Here is a 15,244-nt window from a genome sequence, read left to right as displayed (position 1 = left end):
TCCTGAACGCCGCTTCGTTAAGCTGGGACGGGTCACCTGTCAGGTCCGGAATCCGGACTTCTGTTGCGGTCACGGTCATGCTAGCGCTGGTCCATGGCAGATTACGGTCAATTCTGTTCCGTTGCGCGCGCCCATGAGGCCATCGGCGGGCGCTGGACCCTTCTCGTGGTGCGCGAGCTGCTGTGCGGCAGCCGACGTTTCAACGATATCCGCCGCGGCATCCCGCGCATCTCCCGCACCATGCTCTCGGAGCGCCTGCAGGGACTGGTCCATGTGGGAGTCGTCATGCGCATCGAGGGCAACCAGGGGCCTGAATATGCCTTAACGGAAGCGGGTCGGGAGCTGATGGCCATCGTCGGTGCCCTCGGCACCTGGGGGCAGCGCTGGCTGCCGCGTCGGGCCGAGGCCGAGGATCTCGACCTTGAGCCCCTTCTCGTCGACATGGAACGGCGCGTTCGAACGGAGGTTCTGCCGGATGAACCCATGGTCGTCCGCTTCGAGATCGAGGGGCAGCGCCAGCCGCGCTTTCTCCTGCTGAAAGTGGCCGACGTCTCGCTCTGCGGCCGGAATCCCGGCTTTCCCGAGCCGCTCTGCGTGCGCGGGCTTCTCCCTGCCCTGGTCGCCTGGTGGCGGGGCGATGTGACCTTTGCCGAGGCGCAGCGGATGGGGCTCAAGGTGGAAGGCCCCCAGGCGCTCGCGCGAGCCTTTCCGGACTGGTTCGAGCGGTATCTGTTCGCCGAGGTTGCCCCTGCGGTCCCGGCCTAGGAGGCCGTCATCCGGTTGGCTGCCGTGAAAGGCTCGACAATCCTCCCGATCTCCTGTATAGGCGCGGCCTCAACTTAAAACAGGACGCCGAAATCCCGCGGGTTTTGAGATCGCTCAGGGCCACGCAACGGCAGGAGTACCACGATGAACCTCATTCAGCAGCTCGAGCAGGAGCAGATTGCCAAGCTCGCCAAGACCATTCCCGACTTCCAGCCCGGCGATACCGTCATCGTCAACGTGAAGGTGAAGGAAGGCGAGCGTACCCGCGTGCAGGCCTATGAAGGCGTCTGCATCGCCCGTTCCGGTGGCGGCCTCCAAGAGAGCTTCACGGTCCGCAAGATCTCCTACGGCGAAGGCGTCGAGCGCGTGTTCCCGGTCTATTCGCCGAACGTCGAATCCATCAAGGTCGTGCGCCGCGGCGCCGTCCGCCGCGCCAAGCTGTACTACCTGCGCGACCGTCGCGGTAAGTCGGCCCGTATCGCCGAGCGCGCCGAGAAGAAGACTGCGGCCCCGGCTGCCGCCGAGTAAGCCCTGTCTCATCGGCAGAATTCACGAAGGCGCGGTTCAGACCGCGCCTTTTTGCTGAAAAGACCCTCCGGCTGGACTCAGCCTGAGCGCGACAAAAATATAATTGCGTGTCCTCTGCCTTCTGCTATGCGATCGTTTCAAGGCCCTGTGCGCTCAGGACATCTTCCCGTTCGCGCGCGAGGCCGCTAAACACGCCAGACCACCATTTTCGACCGTTGGAAGAGACCTATGGCCAAGCCCCGCACCCTCTATGACAAGATCTGGGACGACCACGTCGTCGATCAGCAGGATGACGGGACGTGCCTTCTCTACATCGACCGTCACCTCGTCCATGAAGTGACCAGCCCCCAGGCCTTCGAGGGCCTGCGCATGACCGGCCGCAAGGTGCGCCAGCCGCAGAAGACCCTGGCCGTGGTCGACCACAACGTGCCGACTTCCGACCGGTCGCACGGCATCGAGGATCCCGAGGCCGCGACCCAGGTCGCCGCTCTCGCCCAGAACGCCAAGGAATTCGGCGTCGAGTACTACAACGAGCTCGACACCCGTCAGGGCATCGTCCACGTGGTGGGGCCCGAGCAGGGCTTCACCCTGCCGGGCATGACCATCGTGTGCGGCGACAGCCACACCTCGACCCACGGCGCCTTCGGGTCGCTCGCCCACGGCATCGGCACCTCCGAGGTCGAGCACGTGCTCGCCACCCAGACGCTGATCCAGAAGAAGGCCAAGAACATGCGCGTGACCGTGGACGGGCAGCTGCCCCCCGGCGTCACCGCGAAGGACATCATCCTGGCCATCATCGGCGAGATCGGCACCGCCGGCGGCACCGGCCACGTGATCGAATATGCGGGCGAGGCCATCCGGTCCCTGTCGATGGAAGGCCGCATGACGATCTGCAACATGTCGATCGAGGGCGGTGCCCGGGCCGGCATGGTGGCCCCCGACGAGAAGACCTACGCCTACCTGAAGGACCGCCCGAAGGCCCCCAAGGACGAGGCCTGGGACGCGGCCGTCCGCTACTGGGAAAGCCTTCGCACGGACGAAGGCGCTTTCTTCGACACGGAGATCCGGCTCGATGCCGCCAATCTGCCGCCCATCGTCACTTGGGGCACGAGCCCTGAGGACGTGGTGTCGGTCGCCGGCGTGGTGCCGAACCCGGACGATATCCAGGACGAGAACAAGCGCCGCTCCAAGTGGCGGGCGCTCGAATATATGGGTCTCACGCCGGGCACGAAGATCACCGACATCACCCTCGACCGCGTCTTCATCGGCTCCTGCACCAACGGCCGCATCGAGGACCTGCGGGCCGTCGCCAAGGTGGTCGAGGGCAAGCGTGTGGCCGAGAGCGTCAGCGCCATGATCGTGCCGGGCTCCGGCATCGTGAAGATGCAGGCCGAGGCCGAGGGGCTGGACAGGATCTTCAAGGAAGCCGGCTTCGACTGGCGCGAGCCCGGCTGCTCCATGTGCCTGGCCATGAACGCCGACCGCCTCGCGCCCCACGAGCGCTGCGCATCCACATCGAACCGCAACTTCGAGGGCCGTCAGGGCTTCAAGGGCCGCACCCACCTCGTGTCGCCCGCCATGGCGGCGGCGGCGGCGATTGCCGGCCGGTTCGTGGACATCCGCAGCTTCGGCTGATCTGTATCGGCTGCCAAACGAAAAGGCCGCGTCTCGCCCGAGACGCGGCCTTTTCGTTGGAACGCGAGACGCCTAGTCGATGTAGCCGCGACGGCCGGCGACGATCTGGCGGCAGCGCTCGACCGGACGGCGGACGACCACGCCGTTCCGGCGGACGCGCTCCTCCATGACCGTACGGCAGACGGTGCGGGACCGGGCCGGACGCACGACGCGGCGCTCGACGACCCGCTCGCGGTAGCCGTCCCGATAACCGTGGCCGTAATGCCGTTCCTGGGCCACGCGGACGCCCGACGGGCCGATCCGCACGTCAACGCCCTGGGCCGATGCCGCTCCGGCACCGAGAACCACCAGCCCGGCCGCAGCCAGGATACCAAATACCTTACGCATTGTTGCCTCGTCCAATTTTGACAGTTCGGGCCTGTTAACGGCCAAGCGTGCGAGACGTTCCGTTGCGAAGATGCGTTCCGATCGCCATGGTAAAGCAACGGTAAAGAGTTCGGAGGAGGGATTCATGAGCGACCAGGACCGGGAAGCCCGCGAGGCTCGCGAGGCGCTGGAGCGCGTCCAGAGGGACACGGACACCCTCGGCTCCTCGGCCCTCGCCCGCATGGGCCGGCGCGCCGGCGAGCATTTCGGCGCCAGGGACGCCATCGGGGCGGGGGAGGACGGCAGGACCGACCCGATCGAGCTCTGGGGGCGACGCATCGGGCGGGTCTTGTCGCTCGTCGGGGTAGTGATTTTGGTCATCTGGCTTCTGGTTCAGCTGAGGATCCTCTGACCCCATGACTGCTCTTGCCGATCTGCAAGCCCCCACCCTCGACGATCTCGAAATCCTGGCGCGGGACGCCTATGCCCGCCTGCCGGAGGAGTTCCGCCAGCTCTGTGAGGGCGTTGTGATCCGGGTCGAGGATTTCCCCGACGACGAGACCCAGCGGGAGATGGGCTGCGAGACGCCCTTCGATCTCCTCGGCCTCTTTCGCGGCATCGGCTTGGCGCAGGGCGGCAGCATGATGCAGACGGGCCAGTTCCCCAACATGGTCTGGCTCTACCGCCGTCCGATCCTCGATTACTGGGCCGAGCACGAGGAAAGTCTCGGTAGTCTCGTCACCCATGTGCTGGTCCACGAGATCGGCCACCATTTCGGCCTCTCCGACGAGGACATGGAAGCCATCGAGGCGGCCGCTGGGTGATCCCTTTCCCTGTCTTCACTAGGTTATCGTATGGATCAGGCAATTCCTCACTTCACCCCACAGGTCGTGGCGGCGCTCAATGAAATAGCGAACTTCTTGGCCTTAAATGACTTCGGTCCGAGGGGGAGCGACAAGCTGCCTAAAGATATTGCGGCATGGCCCATCGATTGTGCCATCCTGGCGGGCAATTGCGTTCTCGAGACTGCTGAAGGTGCTTTTCGCTTCATGAGAAGCGGAAGCTGTCAAAGGCTGCTGATCTCGGGCGGGATCGGACATGCGACCGAAGATTTGCGCCGGAAGGTGGCCGCCCACCCTATCTATCAGACCGTAACCGCGGAGGGACGAGCCGAAGCTCACATCCTTGCGGACATTGGATTGAAGTTCTGGGGCATCGATCGTTTAGATCTTCTCATCGAACCGGATTCGACCAACAGTGGCGAAAACGCCAGATTCTCTCGCAGGCTGATTGAGTATTCCTGCCAGTCCGTAAAGACCATCCTGCTCATCCAGGATCCGACTATGCAGCGACGGGCGGATGCCACGTTCCGTCACACATGGGGCGACCGACCTGATGTTTCATTACTCAATTGGCCTACTTTCATACCCCGCGTCCATCTGGCTGAAGGGGAACTACGGTTCGATCTGAGCGGGATTTCTGGACTCTGGTCCATGGAACGTTTTCTTGCGCTTATCATGGGAGAAGTTCCTCGATTGCGGGACGATCCCTACGGATACGGCCCGAAGGGGAAGGGATTCATCGCCCACGTCGATATTCCGGAACACATCGAAACGGCCTACGCGCAGTTGCAGGAAGCAGTGGTCGAAAGCTTTGGGAGCCGTTTGAGCATGCCGCGACCATCGTTGGCCTAGCCGTCTCCAAAACCCTTTGCTATGAGGCATCGGACAGCGGCCCGGCTGCCGCCTTCAGGGAATTGAGGACCATGGACAAGTTCACCGTGCTGGAAAGCGTCGCGGCGCCGCTGCGGATCATCAATATCGATACCGATATGATCATCCCCAAGCAGTACCTGAAGACAATCAAGCGCACCGGGCTCGGCACGGGTCTCTTCTCGGAGATGCGCTATCGCGAGGACGGTTCGGAGAACCCGGATTTCGTGCTCAACCAGCCGGCCTACCGCAATGCCCAGATCCTGGTGGCGGGCGATAATTTCGGCTGCGGCTCCTCCCGCGAGCATGCCCCTTGGGCGCTGCTCGATTTCGGCATCCGCTGCGTGATCTCCACCAGCTTCGCCGACATCTTCTACAACAACTGTTTTCAGAACGGCATCCTGCCGATCAAGGTCTCAGCCGAAGACCTGGAAAAGCTCTTCGACGATGCTGAGCGCGGCGCCAACGCGACCCTGACCATTGATCTGGAGAACCAGGAGATCCGCGGTCCCGACGGCGGCACGGTCAAGTTCGACATCGACCCGTTCAAGAAGCACTGCATGCTCAACGGCCTCGATGGCATCGGCCTGACCATGGAAAAGGGCAGCGCCATCGACAGCTTCGAGAAGAAGCTGTCCGAGCGCGCCTGGGCGTGATCGTTTCCCGGAGCGCCGGGGTGGACGGCGCTCGATCCGACAGGAAGCGTCGATGACACAGAGCAAGCCCCGGATTCTCAACCGCGCCGACTGGGCGACCCATCCCAACCTGTTCTGGAAGGGCCATGTGGAGGGACATACCCTCGGCACCGGCGTGACCGTGCTCTTCTACTCCACGGAAGAAGTCGGCGGTGGACCGAAATGGCACGTTCACCCCTATGACGAGATCTTCATCATCCGTGAGGGGCGGGCGCTCTTCACCGTGGGCGACGAGCGTTTCGAATGCGAAACGGGGCAGATCGTCTTCGGGCCGGCGGGTATTCCGCACAAGTTCGTCAATCTCGGTCCCGGCCGTCTCGAGACCACCGACATCCATGTCAGCGACCGTTGGATCCAAACGGATCTGCCCGACCCCAAACCCGGCTGAACCGGAGCGGTCGGACAGAGCTGGCGTTGACGGACCCAGCGCGAGGGCGCGATCTAACGAAAGCGTGAGGAGCGGCCCCGTTTCCATAAGATTAACCAAATTGCCTGCAAGGTCGCGGGCATGAAACGCATTATTGTTCCCGCGCTCCTCGGCCTCGCTTCCTTGACGATGGCCGCCCCGGTCTCGGCCCAGGCGAATTTCGCCTCCTGCCTGTCCAGCCTGCGCAGCCAGGCCGCCGCCAAGGGCATTTCCGGCCAGGCTTTCGACGTCGCGACCCGCGGCGTCACGCCGGATCTGACGATCCTCGATCTCATGAACAACCAGCCCGAGTTCAAGACGCCGATCTGGGATTACCTGTCGGCGCTGGTCGACGAGGAACGGGTGCAGGATGGCCGCGCGGCCATGCGTCAATGGGGGCAGGCACTCGCCTCCGCCGAGGCGCGCTTCGGCGTCGACCGTCATGCGATTGCCGGCGTGTGGGGCGTGGAATCGAATTTCGGCAAGGATATCGGCGGGCGTCCGCTGATCCAGTCCCTATCGACGCTCGTCTGCTATGCGCCGCGCCGCAACGATTACTTCAAGGGCGAGCTGATGGCCACCCTGAAGATCGTGCAGGACGGGGACATCAACCCGGCCAATCTGCGCGGCTCCTGGGCCGGCGCTTTCGGCCATACCCAGTTCATGCCCTCGACCTTCCAGCGCCTCGCCGTCGACGGCGACGGGGACGGGCGTCGCGACATCATGAATTCCGTTCCCGACGCGGTTCACTCGACAGCGAACTTCCTCAAGAAGGCCGGCTGGGTGAACGGCCTGCCCTGGGGCTACGAGGTGCAGCTGCCGCAGAACTTCAACGCGGGCCTCGCCGGGCGCAAGAACAAGAAGCCGCTCGCCACCTGGGCCGCCATGGGCGTGCGCCGCGTCGACGGGCGTCCCCTGTCGGGCAATTACGCGGCCGGCATCATCATCCCGGCCGGCATCAACGGTCCGGCCTTTCTCGTCACCAAGAACTTCGATGCGGTCTATTCCTACAATGCGGCCGAATCCTACGGTCTCGCCATCGCGCTGCTGGGGGACCGCCTGAAAGGCCTGTCCGGCATCCAGGCCGCCTGGCCGACCGACGATCCGCCCCTGTCCCGTGCCCAGCGCCGCGAGCTCCAGCAGCTCCTGACCGCCCGGGGCTACGATGTGGGCGAGCCGGATGGAAAGATCGGCGCCAAGACCCGCGAGGCCATCAAGGACGTGGAGCGCCGCATCGGCCTCGAGCCGCGCGGCCGGCCGGGCGGCAAGGTGCTAGAGGCGCTGCGGGGCTAAAACCCGCTCAACCTAATGGTCTCCTTCGGCCAGTTGCAGCGCGATGAGTTTGGGATTGTACTGACTCCATGCTCATCGCCCTTCTCACCGACATTCACGGCAACCGCGAGGCTCTGTCGGCCTGTCTCGCCCACGCGCGCCTACTCCATGTCGATCGTTTCGTCTTTCTCGGTGATTATGTCGGCTACGGGGCCGATCCGGCCTGGGTGGTCGATGCGGTGAGGGGACTCGTGGACCAGGGTGCCGTGGCGCTTCTCGGCAATCACGACGCGGCCATCGACGGTTCCGATCAGGATATGAACAGCATCGCCCAGGAGGCGATCCGCTGGACCCGCACTCAGCTCGGGTCGGAGCAGCGCCGGTTCCTGGCCGGCCTTCCCCTCACACACGAGGAGGGGAGCGTTCTCTATGTCCATGCCAACGGCTACGCCCCCCGTAGCTGGGACTACATGTCGGGTCCCCTGGAGGCGGTCCGGCATTTCAGCCGGGTCGACGCCCACATCACCTTCTGCGGGCATGTGCATGTGCCGATGCTCTACCACATGAGCACCACGGCCAAGGTCGGCACATTCGCCCCGGTCGCCAACAACGACATCCCGCTTCTCCCTACGCGCACCTGGCTCGCGGTGATCGGCGCCGTCGGGCAGCCGCGGGACGGGGTTGCGGCGGCGAACTACGCGGTCTTCGACACTGCACGCCAGACCCTGCGCTATCTTCGTGTGCCCTACGATACGGCCACCGCGGCCCGAAAGGTGCGCGAGGCGGGACTGCCGGAAAAGCTGGCGCTTCGCCTCGAACAGGGCCGCTGACGCATGCGCTGGCGCCTGAATCCCGGCATGGTGATCGACGGGTTCGAGCTGCAGGAGAATCTCGGCACCGGCGGCATGGCGCAGCTCTGGGCCGTGAGCCGCGAAGGCGATCCGACGCCGCTGATCATGAAGATCCCGATGCTGATCGACAGCGACGACCCGCTGCCCATCGTATGCTTCGAAACCGAACAGATGATCATGCCGCGCCTGTCGGGCCCGCACGCGCCCTGCTTCGTGGCGACCGGCCCGCTCGATCCCATGCCCTACATCGTCATGGAGCGCATTCCCGGCGAATCGCTCAAAAGCCGGCTCGACGAGGCTCCTCTACCCTGGTCCGAGGTCGTCGCCATCGGGGCCAAGGTGGCGCATGCCCTGCACGACCTCCATCGCCAGCACGTCATCCATCTCGACATCAAGCCCAGCAACGTGATGATCCGGAACACCGGCGAGGCGGTTCTGATCGATTACGGCTTCGCCCGGCACGAATACCTGCCCGATCTCCTGGTCGAGGAGTTCCGCGAGCCCTTCGGAACCACGCCCTACATGGCGCCGGAGCAGGTGCTGCAGGACAGGGCCGATCCGCGCAGCGATCTCTTCGCGCTTGGGGTGATGATGTATGTCTTCGTCACGGGCGAGCGCCCGTTCGGCAACCCGCGGGGCGGCCAGATCCGCCGCCGCCTCTGGCGCGATCCGGTGCCGCCCCGGGCACTCAATCCCGATTGCCCGCCTTGGCTGCAGGAGGTGATCCTACGCTGCCTGGAGGTCGACCCCGGCGAACGTTATGCGACGGCGGCCATGCTCGCCCTCGATCTGGAAAACCCGGATCAGGTTCGGCTCACCGAGCGCGCGGGGCGGCTGGAGCGGGACGGCGGCATGAAGACCTTCCGACGCTGGCTCAAGGCGCGCAGGGCACAACCGCTCGAAACGCCCGACATCGCCGGACACCTATCGCGGGCGCCCATCATCCTGGCCGCCATCGATCTCTCTCCGGGCAACGAGGATCTCGCCGAAGCCTTGCGGAAGATGGTCGGCCGCATCCTGTCCATCGAAGGCGAGGCACGCATCGCCTGCGTCAACATCCTGAAAACCTCGCGCATCGCCGTAGACATCCTGGAGGATCAGGAGGGCAACAGCCTCCATGTCCAGCGCCTCATCCAGCTCCGCCACTGGGGCGCGTCCCTCGACATTCCCCAGGAGCGGATCACCTGTAGCGTGCTGGAGGCCCCCGATCCGGCCTCCGCTCTCGTCGATTACGCCCGCCGCAACAATGTCGACCACATCGTGATCGGTGCTCGGGCCTCCTCGGCGCTCAGACGCTATCTCGGCAGCGTCTCGTCACAAGTGGTGGCCGAGGCGCCGTGTTCCGTCACGGTGGTCAGAACACCGAAGGACCGGCGCACGGAAAACGGCCGGGACGCCTCCGCCTAAGGGACGACGCGACAAAAGCTTGCCAAGGCGCACATTCGGTCCTTTAAGAGCCCTGCATTCGATCAAGACAGAACAGGGGCCCTCCCATGGCAACGCACAAGCTTCTCCTTCTCCCCGGCGACGGCATTGGTCCGGAGGTCATGCGTGAGATCGAGAAGATCGTGGGCTGGTTCCGCAAGCGCGGCGTCGGCTTCGAGACCGAGACGGATCTCGTCGGCGGCGCGGCCTATGATGCGCATGGCGTGTCGATCTCCGAAGCCGCCATGGACCGCGCTCAACAGGCCGATGCGGTGCTCTTCGGCGCCGTCGGTGGCGCGAAGTGGGACAGCGCGCCTTACGCGGCGCGCCCCGAAGCTGGCTTGCTGCGCCTGCGCAAGGAGCTGGGCCTCTTCGCCAATCTGCGTCCGGCGATCTGCTATCCGGCCCTGGCCGATGCCTCCTCGCTCAAGCGCGAGGTGGTGGAAGGCCTCGACATCATGATCGTGCGCGAGCTCACAGGCGGCGTCTATTTCGGCGAGCCAAAGGAGATCGTGACCCTGGAGGACGGCTCCCAGCGCGCCGTCGACACGCAGCTCTATCACACGCATGAGGTGGAGCGTATTGCGCGCGTCGCCTTCGATCTCGCCAGGAAGCGCCGCAACAAGGTCTCCTCGGCCGAAAAGTTCAACGTGATGAAGACCGGCGTATTCTGGCGCCAGGTCGTCACCCGCATTCACAAGGGCGAGTTCTCGGACGTGCAGCTCGAGCACGTGCTCGCCGACAACTGCGCCATGCAGCTCGTGCGCTGGCCGAAGCAGTTCGACGTGATCGTCACCGACAATCTCTTCGGCGACATCCTGTCGGACATTGCCGCCATGCTCACCGGCTCGCTCGGCATGCTGCCTTCCGCTTCCCTGGGCGCCGAGGATCCGGCCACCGGCCAGCGCAAGGCGCTCTATGAGCCGGTGCATGGCTCCGCGCCGGACATCGCCGGCAAGGGACTGGCCAACCCGATCGCCATGATCGGCTCCTTCGGCATGGCCCTGCGCTATTCCTTCGGCCTGCTCGACGAGGCGGATCGTCTGGACAAGGCCATCGCCAACGTGCTCGCCTCCGGCACGCGGACGAAGGACATCGCGGCTCCCGGCGCGAACGCAGTCGGCACCCAAGATGTGGGCGATGCCATCGTCAAGGAACTGGAAGCCCTCTCGTAGGGAAGCGAAAAGCCCCGGAGTGATCCGGGGCTCGTTCTCGAAGAGGTCAGCGGATGGAGCCTGTCGACTCGATGGTCGGACCGCCGAAGGTCGGGAATGGGTTGCGCGAGCCCACGAAGGGCCCGTTGGTGATTGGGTCGGGCAGAAGATCGAGGCCGAAACGACCACGGTTTGGTGCATAGTCCGGGCTGAGCAGATAGGCCTGCGTTTGCCCATAGCCGCTGATACCCGGATTAATGGATCCCACGGGAACCACTGGGCCCGGGTCCAGGAAGCTGCGAGGCTGGACCCTGAGGACAAGAGGGCGATTCCGGGTCTGCGCATCAGCCATCACCGAAAGGGATGTGAGCGCAGCCAGTGAAGCCAAACCCAGAAGTGCGATGCGGCGCATGGGTAAACCTCCAAGGAATGGCGCATTGACCTGCTGTTGTGCGCCGTCAACACATGCAAACACTGTCAGAACAAGGCGAGGCCGTTAAAATGGTTCCGTCTAAGCGTGACGTTCACCGCGAGGTGAGGAGGGCGACAGCCGATGCAGGATAAACCCAAGGTTGGTTTCGCACTATCGGCAAAAAAGGGTTTGAGTCTTCTGGGCGAGACTCCGCTGGTGGCCGAAACGCCTGAAGAGCTGCTCGATGACGAGACGACGCCGATCGCAAGGTTCTTCGTGCGCAACAACGGCCTTCTACCGCGGCCGGCGGACGATCCCGAAGCCTGGACCTTCACCATCGACGGCGAGGTGGAGCATCCGCTTCGCCTGACCCTGGCGGAACTCAAGAGCCGCTTCCCGCACAAGACCTTCCGCATGGTGCTCGAATGCGGCGGTAACGGGCGTTCCTTCTTCGAGCCCAAGGCCGAAGGCAATGCCTGGACGAATGGCGGCGCCGGCTGTGCCGAATGGACGGGTGTCTCGCTGGGCGACGTGCTGCGAGCGGCAGGCCTGAAGGACACGGGCCTGTTCACGGGACATTTCGGCGCCGATCCGGACAAGCATGGAAGCCACGAGCAACAGGCCATGTCGCGCGGCGTACCCATCGCCAAGGCCCTGGAGGAGCACACGCTCCTCGTCTGGGCCATGAACGGCGAGCCCTTGCCGTTCATTCATGGCGGGCCTCTTCGTCTCATCGTGCCGGGCTGGCCGGGCTCCTTGAGCCAGAAATGGCTCACGCGGGTCTGGATCCGCGACCGGGAGCATGATGGGCCGGGCATGACCGGCCTGTCCTACCGGCTGCCGGTCCATCCCTTGGCCCCGGGTGCGGACGGGCGAGGCGTGGAAACGCGGATCCTCGAATCGATGCCTGTGCGCAGCATCGTCACCGCACCGGCGGATGGCGGGCGCTATCCGGAAGGCACGCGCTCCATCGAGGTCCGAGGCGCCGCCTGGGCGGGCGACGATATGGTGGCTCGTGTCGATGTGACCCTCGATGGCGGTGCGACCTGGATCGAAGCGGCGATGACGCCGCCGCGCAACCGCTACGACTGGGTGCGCTGGCATGTATCGCTGCCCCTGATCGGCGACGGCTCTTACAAGATCTTTGCCCGGGCGACAGATTCACAAGGGCGCGCTCAGCCCTTCCACGCGGCCAATTGGAATCCGAACGGTTACGGCTGCAACGTCATGCACCAGGTGGCGATCACGGTCGGGCCGGAGGTCTGATGGCCGCGGCGGTGCGGGCGCCTTGCCCGCAGCCCTCCGTGCGCTTGCGCTCGGCTTGGGCGAAGACGGCTTTGAGGGAAGGGTTCGTGCCTCCCGCCAGCACGATGCCGTCGATGAAGCAGGCGAGCTGCGCCTCGTCCGGCGCGGAGGATCCGCACAGCCAGCCCTGGAAGCCGAATTCGGCGGCCGCATCCGGGAGGCGGAAGGCCTGACAGGTCTGCTCGCCTTTGTTCGCCAAAGTGAGAGGGGCCGCTTCCACGGGGCCGAACTTGGTCTCGATCATGCGGCTCTGGCCCTGATGCGCCACCGCGAGGCCCGAGCGTGCCGCCCGCCGAACGGTGTCGATGTAGAAGCTTCCTGCGGTCTCGGCCGTGCCCTGCACAAGGGTCACCTGCGCATAGCGGAAGTCCCCGAAGCGCCCGAGGACCAGAGTGTCTTCCCGGGCTCCGTTCGTATGCTCGCGCGCTTCCAACGTGATGGAACCGGACGCGCCGGTCAGCGCATAGGGCGCCGGGGAAGGCGGCAGGGGCCTCCAGGCCGGGGCAGGGGCAACCAGAACCGAGGAGGGAACCTCCTTCTGGTGCTCTGTCGGGCGCGTCGCCTGCTCCTGCTCAAGGGCGAAATAGACCAGACCGGCGATGCTGCAGGACGACATCAGGACGATGCGCAGCCAGGTCAAGGGCTTGCGGCGCAGGCGACGAGCGGGGCGTTCGTCGACCCATTCGGCGACATCGTCCTCATCCCATTCGGCATAAACCGCCCGCGCCATCGCTCGAACCAATCAACCCTGCTGATCACGTCATCACCATGTTCTACCGTGACACTGGCCAGGGTTCGAAAGGTTTTGCTAAGCAAGGTAAATCAAAGCTTAACAGGCTCGAGTGCCCTCATGTCCCCCATCGCCATTCGCCTTGCTACCCAGGAGGACGCTCCCGAGGTCGCCGCCTTGGTCCGGGCCCTGGACCTTTATTACGCCGGTCCGGAGGTCGCCCTGCCTCTCGAGCCGACCTTGGCCATGGTCGAGCGTTCCATGCGAGAGGCGGAAGGCACGCGCTATGCCCTTGCCTCTCGGGACGGCCAGCCAGTGGGCCTCGCCTGCTTCGCGGTGCTGCGGCCCGGCTTCAGGCTCTCAGGCCTACTCTTCGTCAAGGAACTCTTCGTCGACGAGCAAGCCCGCGGGCAGGCCGTGGGCGCCGGGCTCATGCGGTGGCTCGCCGATTACGCCCGTACCCATGGCCTCTCGCGGATCGACCTGACGACCGAAGGCACCAACATGCGGGCGCAGGCGTTCTACGAGCGTCTCGGAGGCGAACGGATGGACAAGGTGTTCTACCGCTTCAATCTCTCCACCGACGTGCTGTCGGAGGATTGAGGCGCTGCGATACCAAGGAAATGCTTGACGAAAGCGTGACTTTGGTGTGTTGCTGGCTGCGTATCGAAGCCCGGATCGGGCTTTTGGATGGACGATGGCAATGGCGCTGCTCACTCTCACGACGAGCAAAACGAAAACCGCCACGACGGCCGTGAAAACGACGGCCGAATAAGCCTCGTCGTCCCCGGTCCTCTCTCCCGTCGGGGCGAGAGGCAGCACCCGAATAGGGTTTTCACACTTCCGGGGAGAGCGACAACAGGAGAAGATCAATGGGTTTCAAGATCGCCGTCGTCGGTGCGACCGGCAATGTGGGCCGCGAGATGCTGAGCATCCTCGCCGAGCGGGCCTTCCCGGCCGACGAGGTGGTGGCGCTGGCCTCCCGCCGTAGCCAGGGGACGGAAGTTTCCTACGGCGACAAGACGCTCAAGACGAAGGCCCTCGACACCTTCGATTTCTCCGACGTCGATCTGTGCCTCATGTCCGCTGGCGGCGAGGTCTCCAAGGAATGGTCGCCCAGGATCGCCGCCCAGGGTGCGGTCGTGATCGACAACTCCTCGGCCTGGCGCTACGACCCCGAGGTGCCGCTGGTGGTGCCGGAGGTGAATGCCGAGGCGCTGCGCGACATCAAGAAAGGCATCGTCGCCAATCCGAACTGCTCCACCGCCCAGCTCGTCGTGGCCCTGAAGCCGCTCCATGACCGCGCCACCATCAAGCGCGTGGTCGTCGCCACCTACCAGTCCGTCTCCGGCGCCGGCAAGGACGGCATGGACGAGCTCGACCGCCAGACCAAGGCGCTCTATTCCCTGCAGGACGTGCAGGAGAAGAAGTTCCCCAAGCGCATCGCCTTCAACCTGATCCCGCACATCGACGTGTTCATGGAGGACGGGTACACGAAGGAAGAGTGGAAGATGATGGCCGAGACCAAGAAGATTCTCGACCCGAAGATCAAGCTCACCGCGACCTGCGTGCGTGTCCCGGTCTTCATCAGCCACTCGGAAGCGGTGAACGTGGAATTCGAGAACCCGATCACGGCCGACGAGGCGCGCGACATCCTGCGGGCGGCGCCCGGCATCATGGTGGTCGATAAGCGCGAGCCCGGTGGCTACATCACGCCCCACGAGGCGGCCGGCGAGGATGCCACCTATATCTCCCGCATCCGCGAGGACATCACGGTCGAGAACGGCCTGTCCTTCTGGTGCGTTTCCGATAACCTGCGCAAGGGCGCGGCGCTCAACGCCGTGCAGATCGCCGAAGCCATGGCCAATCGCGGCCTGCTGAAGCCGAAGAAGCAGGCAGCCTGACGATAACCGGCCGCCATTTGTCCCGTCGCAACGCGTGAATAGAAAGGGCCGCCATCGCATGCGATGGCGGCCCTTTTCATATCT

Annotated in this window: 18 protein-coding genes; 15 read left to right on the top strand and 3 right to left on the bottom strand. The window is 64.7% G+C overall.

Going from position 1 to position 15,244, the window contains the following annotated elements:
- The first annotated feature begins 93 nt into the window (after positions 1-93).
- The 3 genes from AB4097_RS06145 (at position 94) to leuC (ending at position 2,928) form a co-directional block, all read left to right on the top strand.
- Positions 94-765 carry a winged helix-turn-helix transcriptional regulator gene (locus AB4097_RS06145; RefSeq protein WP_442037729.1) on the top strand — a complete coding sequence of 224 codons (672 nt, stop codon included), beginning with the start codon at positions 94-96 and terminating at the stop codon, positions 763-765.
- A 144-nt stretch (positions 766-909) separates the two neighbouring features.
- Complete coding sequence (gene rplS / locus AB4097_RS06140) at positions 910-1,293, top strand: 50S ribosomal protein L19 (protein WP_442037728.1); 384 nt, start codon at positions 910-912, stop codon at positions 1,291-1,293.
- Between the two features lie 228 nt (positions 1,294-1,521).
- Positions 1,522-2,928 carry a 3-isopropylmalate dehydratase large subunit gene (leuC, locus tag AB4097_RS06135; RefSeq protein ID WP_442037727.1) on the top strand — a complete coding sequence of 469 codons (1,407 nt, stop codon included), beginning with the start codon at positions 1,522-1,524 and terminating at the stop codon, positions 2,926-2,928.
- Positions 2,929-3,000: 72 nt separating this feature from the next.
- Here leuC and AB4097_RS06130 read toward each other — a convergent pair whose 3' ends face one another.
- A complete protein-coding gene (locus tag AB4097_RS06130; protein ID WP_442037726.1) occupies positions 3,001-3,315 on the bottom strand; it encodes a hypothetical protein in 315 nt (104 codons plus the stop codon).
- Between the two features lie 124 nt (positions 3,316-3,439).
- Here AB4097_RS06130 and AB4097_RS06125 point away from each other — a divergent pair, with 124 nt between their 5' ends.
- The 9 genes from AB4097_RS06125 (at position 3,440) to leuB (ending at position 10,830) form a co-directional block, all read left to right on the top strand.
- Positions 3,440-3,706: a hypothetical protein gene (locus AB4097_RS06125; RefSeq protein ID WP_442037725.1), complete on the top strand. Its 267-nt coding sequence runs from the start codon at positions 3,440-3,442 to the stop codon at positions 3,704-3,706.
- 4 nt (positions 3,707-3,710) lie between these two features.
- Positions 3,711-4,118 carry a metallopeptidase family protein gene (locus tag AB4097_RS06120; RefSeq protein ID WP_442037724.1) on the top strand — a complete coding sequence of 136 codons (408 nt, stop codon included), beginning with the start codon at positions 3,711-3,713 and terminating at the stop codon, positions 4,116-4,118.
- A 30-nt stretch (positions 4,119-4,148) separates the two neighbouring features.
- Positions 4,149-4,988, top strand: a complete 840-nt coding sequence (locus tag AB4097_RS06115) for a YdcF family protein (RefSeq protein WP_442037723.1) — start codon at positions 4,149-4,151, stop codon at positions 4,986-4,988.
- A gap of 71 nt (positions 4,989-5,059) precedes the next feature.
- Positions 5,060-5,662, top strand: coding sequence for a 3-isopropylmalate dehydratase small subunit (gene leuD / locus AB4097_RS06110; RefSeq protein WP_442037722.1), 603 nt, complete (start codon positions 5,060-5,062; stop codon positions 5,660-5,662).
- Positions 5,663-5,714: 52 nt separating this feature from the next.
- On the top strand, positions 5,715-6,089 hold the full coding sequence (locus tag AB4097_RS06105) for a cupin domain-containing protein (RefSeq protein WP_442037721.1): 375 nt from the start codon (positions 5,715-5,717) through the stop codon (positions 6,087-6,089).
- Between the two features lie 120 nt (positions 6,090-6,209).
- Positions 6,210-7,400: a lytic murein transglycosylase gene (locus tag AB4097_RS06100; RefSeq protein ID WP_442037720.1), complete on the top strand. Its 1,191-nt coding sequence runs from the start codon at positions 6,210-6,212 to the stop codon at positions 7,398-7,400.
- A 68-nt stretch (positions 7,401-7,468) separates the two neighbouring features.
- Positions 7,469-8,209 carry a metallophosphoesterase family protein gene (locus AB4097_RS06095; protein WP_442037719.1) on the top strand — a complete coding sequence of 247 codons (741 nt, stop codon included), beginning with the start codon at positions 7,469-7,471 and terminating at the stop codon, positions 8,207-8,209.
- 3 nt (positions 8,210-8,212) lie between these two features.
- Entirely contained in the window at positions 8,213-9,637 is a 1,425-nt protein-coding gene (locus AB4097_RS06090) for a serine/threonine protein kinase (RefSeq protein WP_442037718.1), read from the top strand.
- 86 nt (positions 9,638-9,723) lie between these two features.
- Positions 9,724-10,830, top strand: a complete 1,107-nt coding sequence (leuB, locus tag AB4097_RS06085) for a 3-isopropylmalate dehydrogenase (RefSeq protein WP_442037717.1) — start codon at positions 9,724-9,726, stop codon at positions 10,828-10,830.
- A gap of 46 nt (positions 10,831-10,876) precedes the next feature.
- Here the strand turns inward: leuB and AB4097_RS06080 are convergent, their stop codons facing one another.
- Complete coding sequence (locus AB4097_RS06080) at positions 10,877-11,221, bottom strand: hypothetical protein (protein WP_442037716.1); 345 nt, start codon at positions 11,219-11,221, stop codon at positions 10,877-10,879.
- A 216-nt stretch (positions 11,222-11,437) separates the two neighbouring features.
- On the opposite strand from AB4097_RS06080, the gene AB4097_RS06075 reads away from it, so the two are divergent.
- The gene (locus AB4097_RS06075) at positions 11,438-12,487 is read left to right on the top strand and encodes a sulfite oxidase (protein ID WP_442037715.1); all 1,050 of its coding nucleotides are present in this window, start codon (positions 11,438-11,440) and stop codon (positions 12,485-12,487) included.
- Here the strand turns inward: AB4097_RS06075 and AB4097_RS06070 are convergent.
- Positions 12,465-13,256, bottom strand: coding sequence for a hypothetical protein (locus AB4097_RS06070; RefSeq protein WP_442037714.1), 792 nt, complete (start codon positions 13,254-13,256; stop codon positions 12,465-12,467). The genes AB4097_RS06075 and AB4097_RS06070 overlap by 23 nt on opposite strands.
- A 120-nt stretch (positions 13,257-13,376) precedes the next feature.
- On the opposite strand from AB4097_RS06070, the gene AB4097_RS06065 reads away from it, so the two are divergent.
- Positions 13,377-13,859: a GNAT family N-acetyltransferase gene (locus AB4097_RS06065; RefSeq protein WP_442037713.1), complete on the top strand. Its 483-nt coding sequence runs from the start codon at positions 13,377-13,379 to the stop codon at positions 13,857-13,859.
- Between the two features lie 269 nt (positions 13,860-14,128).
- Positions 14,129-15,160, top strand: a complete 1,032-nt coding sequence (locus AB4097_RS06060) for an aspartate-semialdehyde dehydrogenase (RefSeq protein ID WP_442037712.1) — start codon at positions 14,129-14,131, stop codon at positions 15,158-15,160.
- Positions 15,161-15,244: the final 84 nt, after the last annotated feature.

Origin of the sequence: Microvirga sp. 2MCAF35, assembly GCF_052115545.1 — a bacterium.
Taxonomy (GTDB): domain Bacteria; phylum Pseudomonadota; class Alphaproteobacteria; order Rhizobiales; family Beijerinckiaceae; genus Microvirga.
The sequence above is the reverse complement of the archived record's forward strand: the minus strand, read 5'-3'. Positions and strand labels throughout refer to the sequence as shown.

What these genes read in the sequence shown, in the direction of transcription:
- AB4097_RS06145 (WP_442037729.1), top strand. Translation starts at nt 94, where the DNA reads ATGGCAGATTACGGTCAATTCTGTTCCGTTGCGCGCGCCCATGAGGCC.
- rplS (WP_442037728.1), top strand. Translation starts at nt 910, where the DNA reads ATGAACCTCATTCAGCAGCTCGAGCAGGAGCAGATTGCCAAGCTCGCC.
- leuC (WP_442037727.1), top strand. Translation starts at nt 1,522, where the DNA reads ATGGCCAAGCCCCGCACCCTCTATGACAAGATCTGGGACGACCACGTC.
- AB4097_RS06130 (WP_442037726.1), bottom strand. Translation starts at nt 3,315, where the DNA reads ATGCGTAAGGTATTTGGTATCCTGGCTGCGGCCGGGCTGGTGGTTCTC.
- AB4097_RS06125 (WP_442037725.1), top strand. Translation starts at nt 3,440, where the DNA reads ATGAGCGACCAGGACCGGGAAGCCCGCGAGGCTCGCGAGGCGCTGGAG.
- AB4097_RS06120 (WP_442037724.1), top strand. Translation starts at nt 3,711, where the DNA reads ATGACTGCTCTTGCCGATCTGCAAGCCCCCACCCTCGACGATCTCGAA.
- AB4097_RS06115 (WP_442037723.1), top strand. Translation starts at nt 4,149, where the DNA reads ATGGATCAGGCAATTCCTCACTTCACCCCACAGGTCGTGGCGGCGCTC.
- leuD (WP_442037722.1), top strand. Translation starts at nt 5,060, where the DNA reads ATGGACAAGTTCACCGTGCTGGAAAGCGTCGCGGCGCCGCTGCGGATC.
- AB4097_RS06105 (WP_442037721.1), top strand. Translation starts at nt 5,715, where the DNA reads ATGACACAGAGCAAGCCCCGGATTCTCAACCGCGCCGACTGGGCGACC.
- AB4097_RS06100 (WP_442037720.1), top strand. Translation starts at nt 6,210, where the DNA reads ATGAAACGCATTATTGTTCCCGCGCTCCTCGGCCTCGCTTCCTTGACG.
- AB4097_RS06095 (WP_442037719.1), top strand. Translation starts at nt 7,469, where the DNA reads ATGCTCATCGCCCTTCTCACCGACATTCACGGCAACCGCGAGGCTCTG.
- AB4097_RS06090 (WP_442037718.1), top strand. Translation starts at nt 8,213, where the DNA reads ATGCGCTGGCGCCTGAATCCCGGCATGGTGATCGACGGGTTCGAGCTG.
- leuB (WP_442037717.1), top strand. Translation starts at nt 9,724, where the DNA reads ATGGCAACGCACAAGCTTCTCCTTCTCCCCGGCGACGGCATTGGTCCG.
- AB4097_RS06080 (WP_442037716.1), bottom strand. Translation starts at nt 11,221, where the DNA reads ATGCGCCGCATCGCACTTCTGGGTTTGGCTTCACTGGCTGCGCTCACA.
- AB4097_RS06070 (WP_442037714.1), bottom strand. Translation starts at nt 13,256, where the DNA reads ATGGCGCGGGCGGTTTATGCCGAATGGGATGAGGACGATGTCGCCGAA.
- AB4097_RS06065 (WP_442037713.1), top strand. Translation starts at nt 13,377, where the DNA reads ATGTCCCCCATCGCCATTCGCCTTGCTACCCAGGAGGACGCTCCCGAG.
- AB4097_RS06060 (WP_442037712.1), top strand. Translation starts at nt 14,129, where the DNA reads ATGGGTTTCAAGATCGCCGTCGTCGGTGCGACCGGCAATGTGGGCCGC.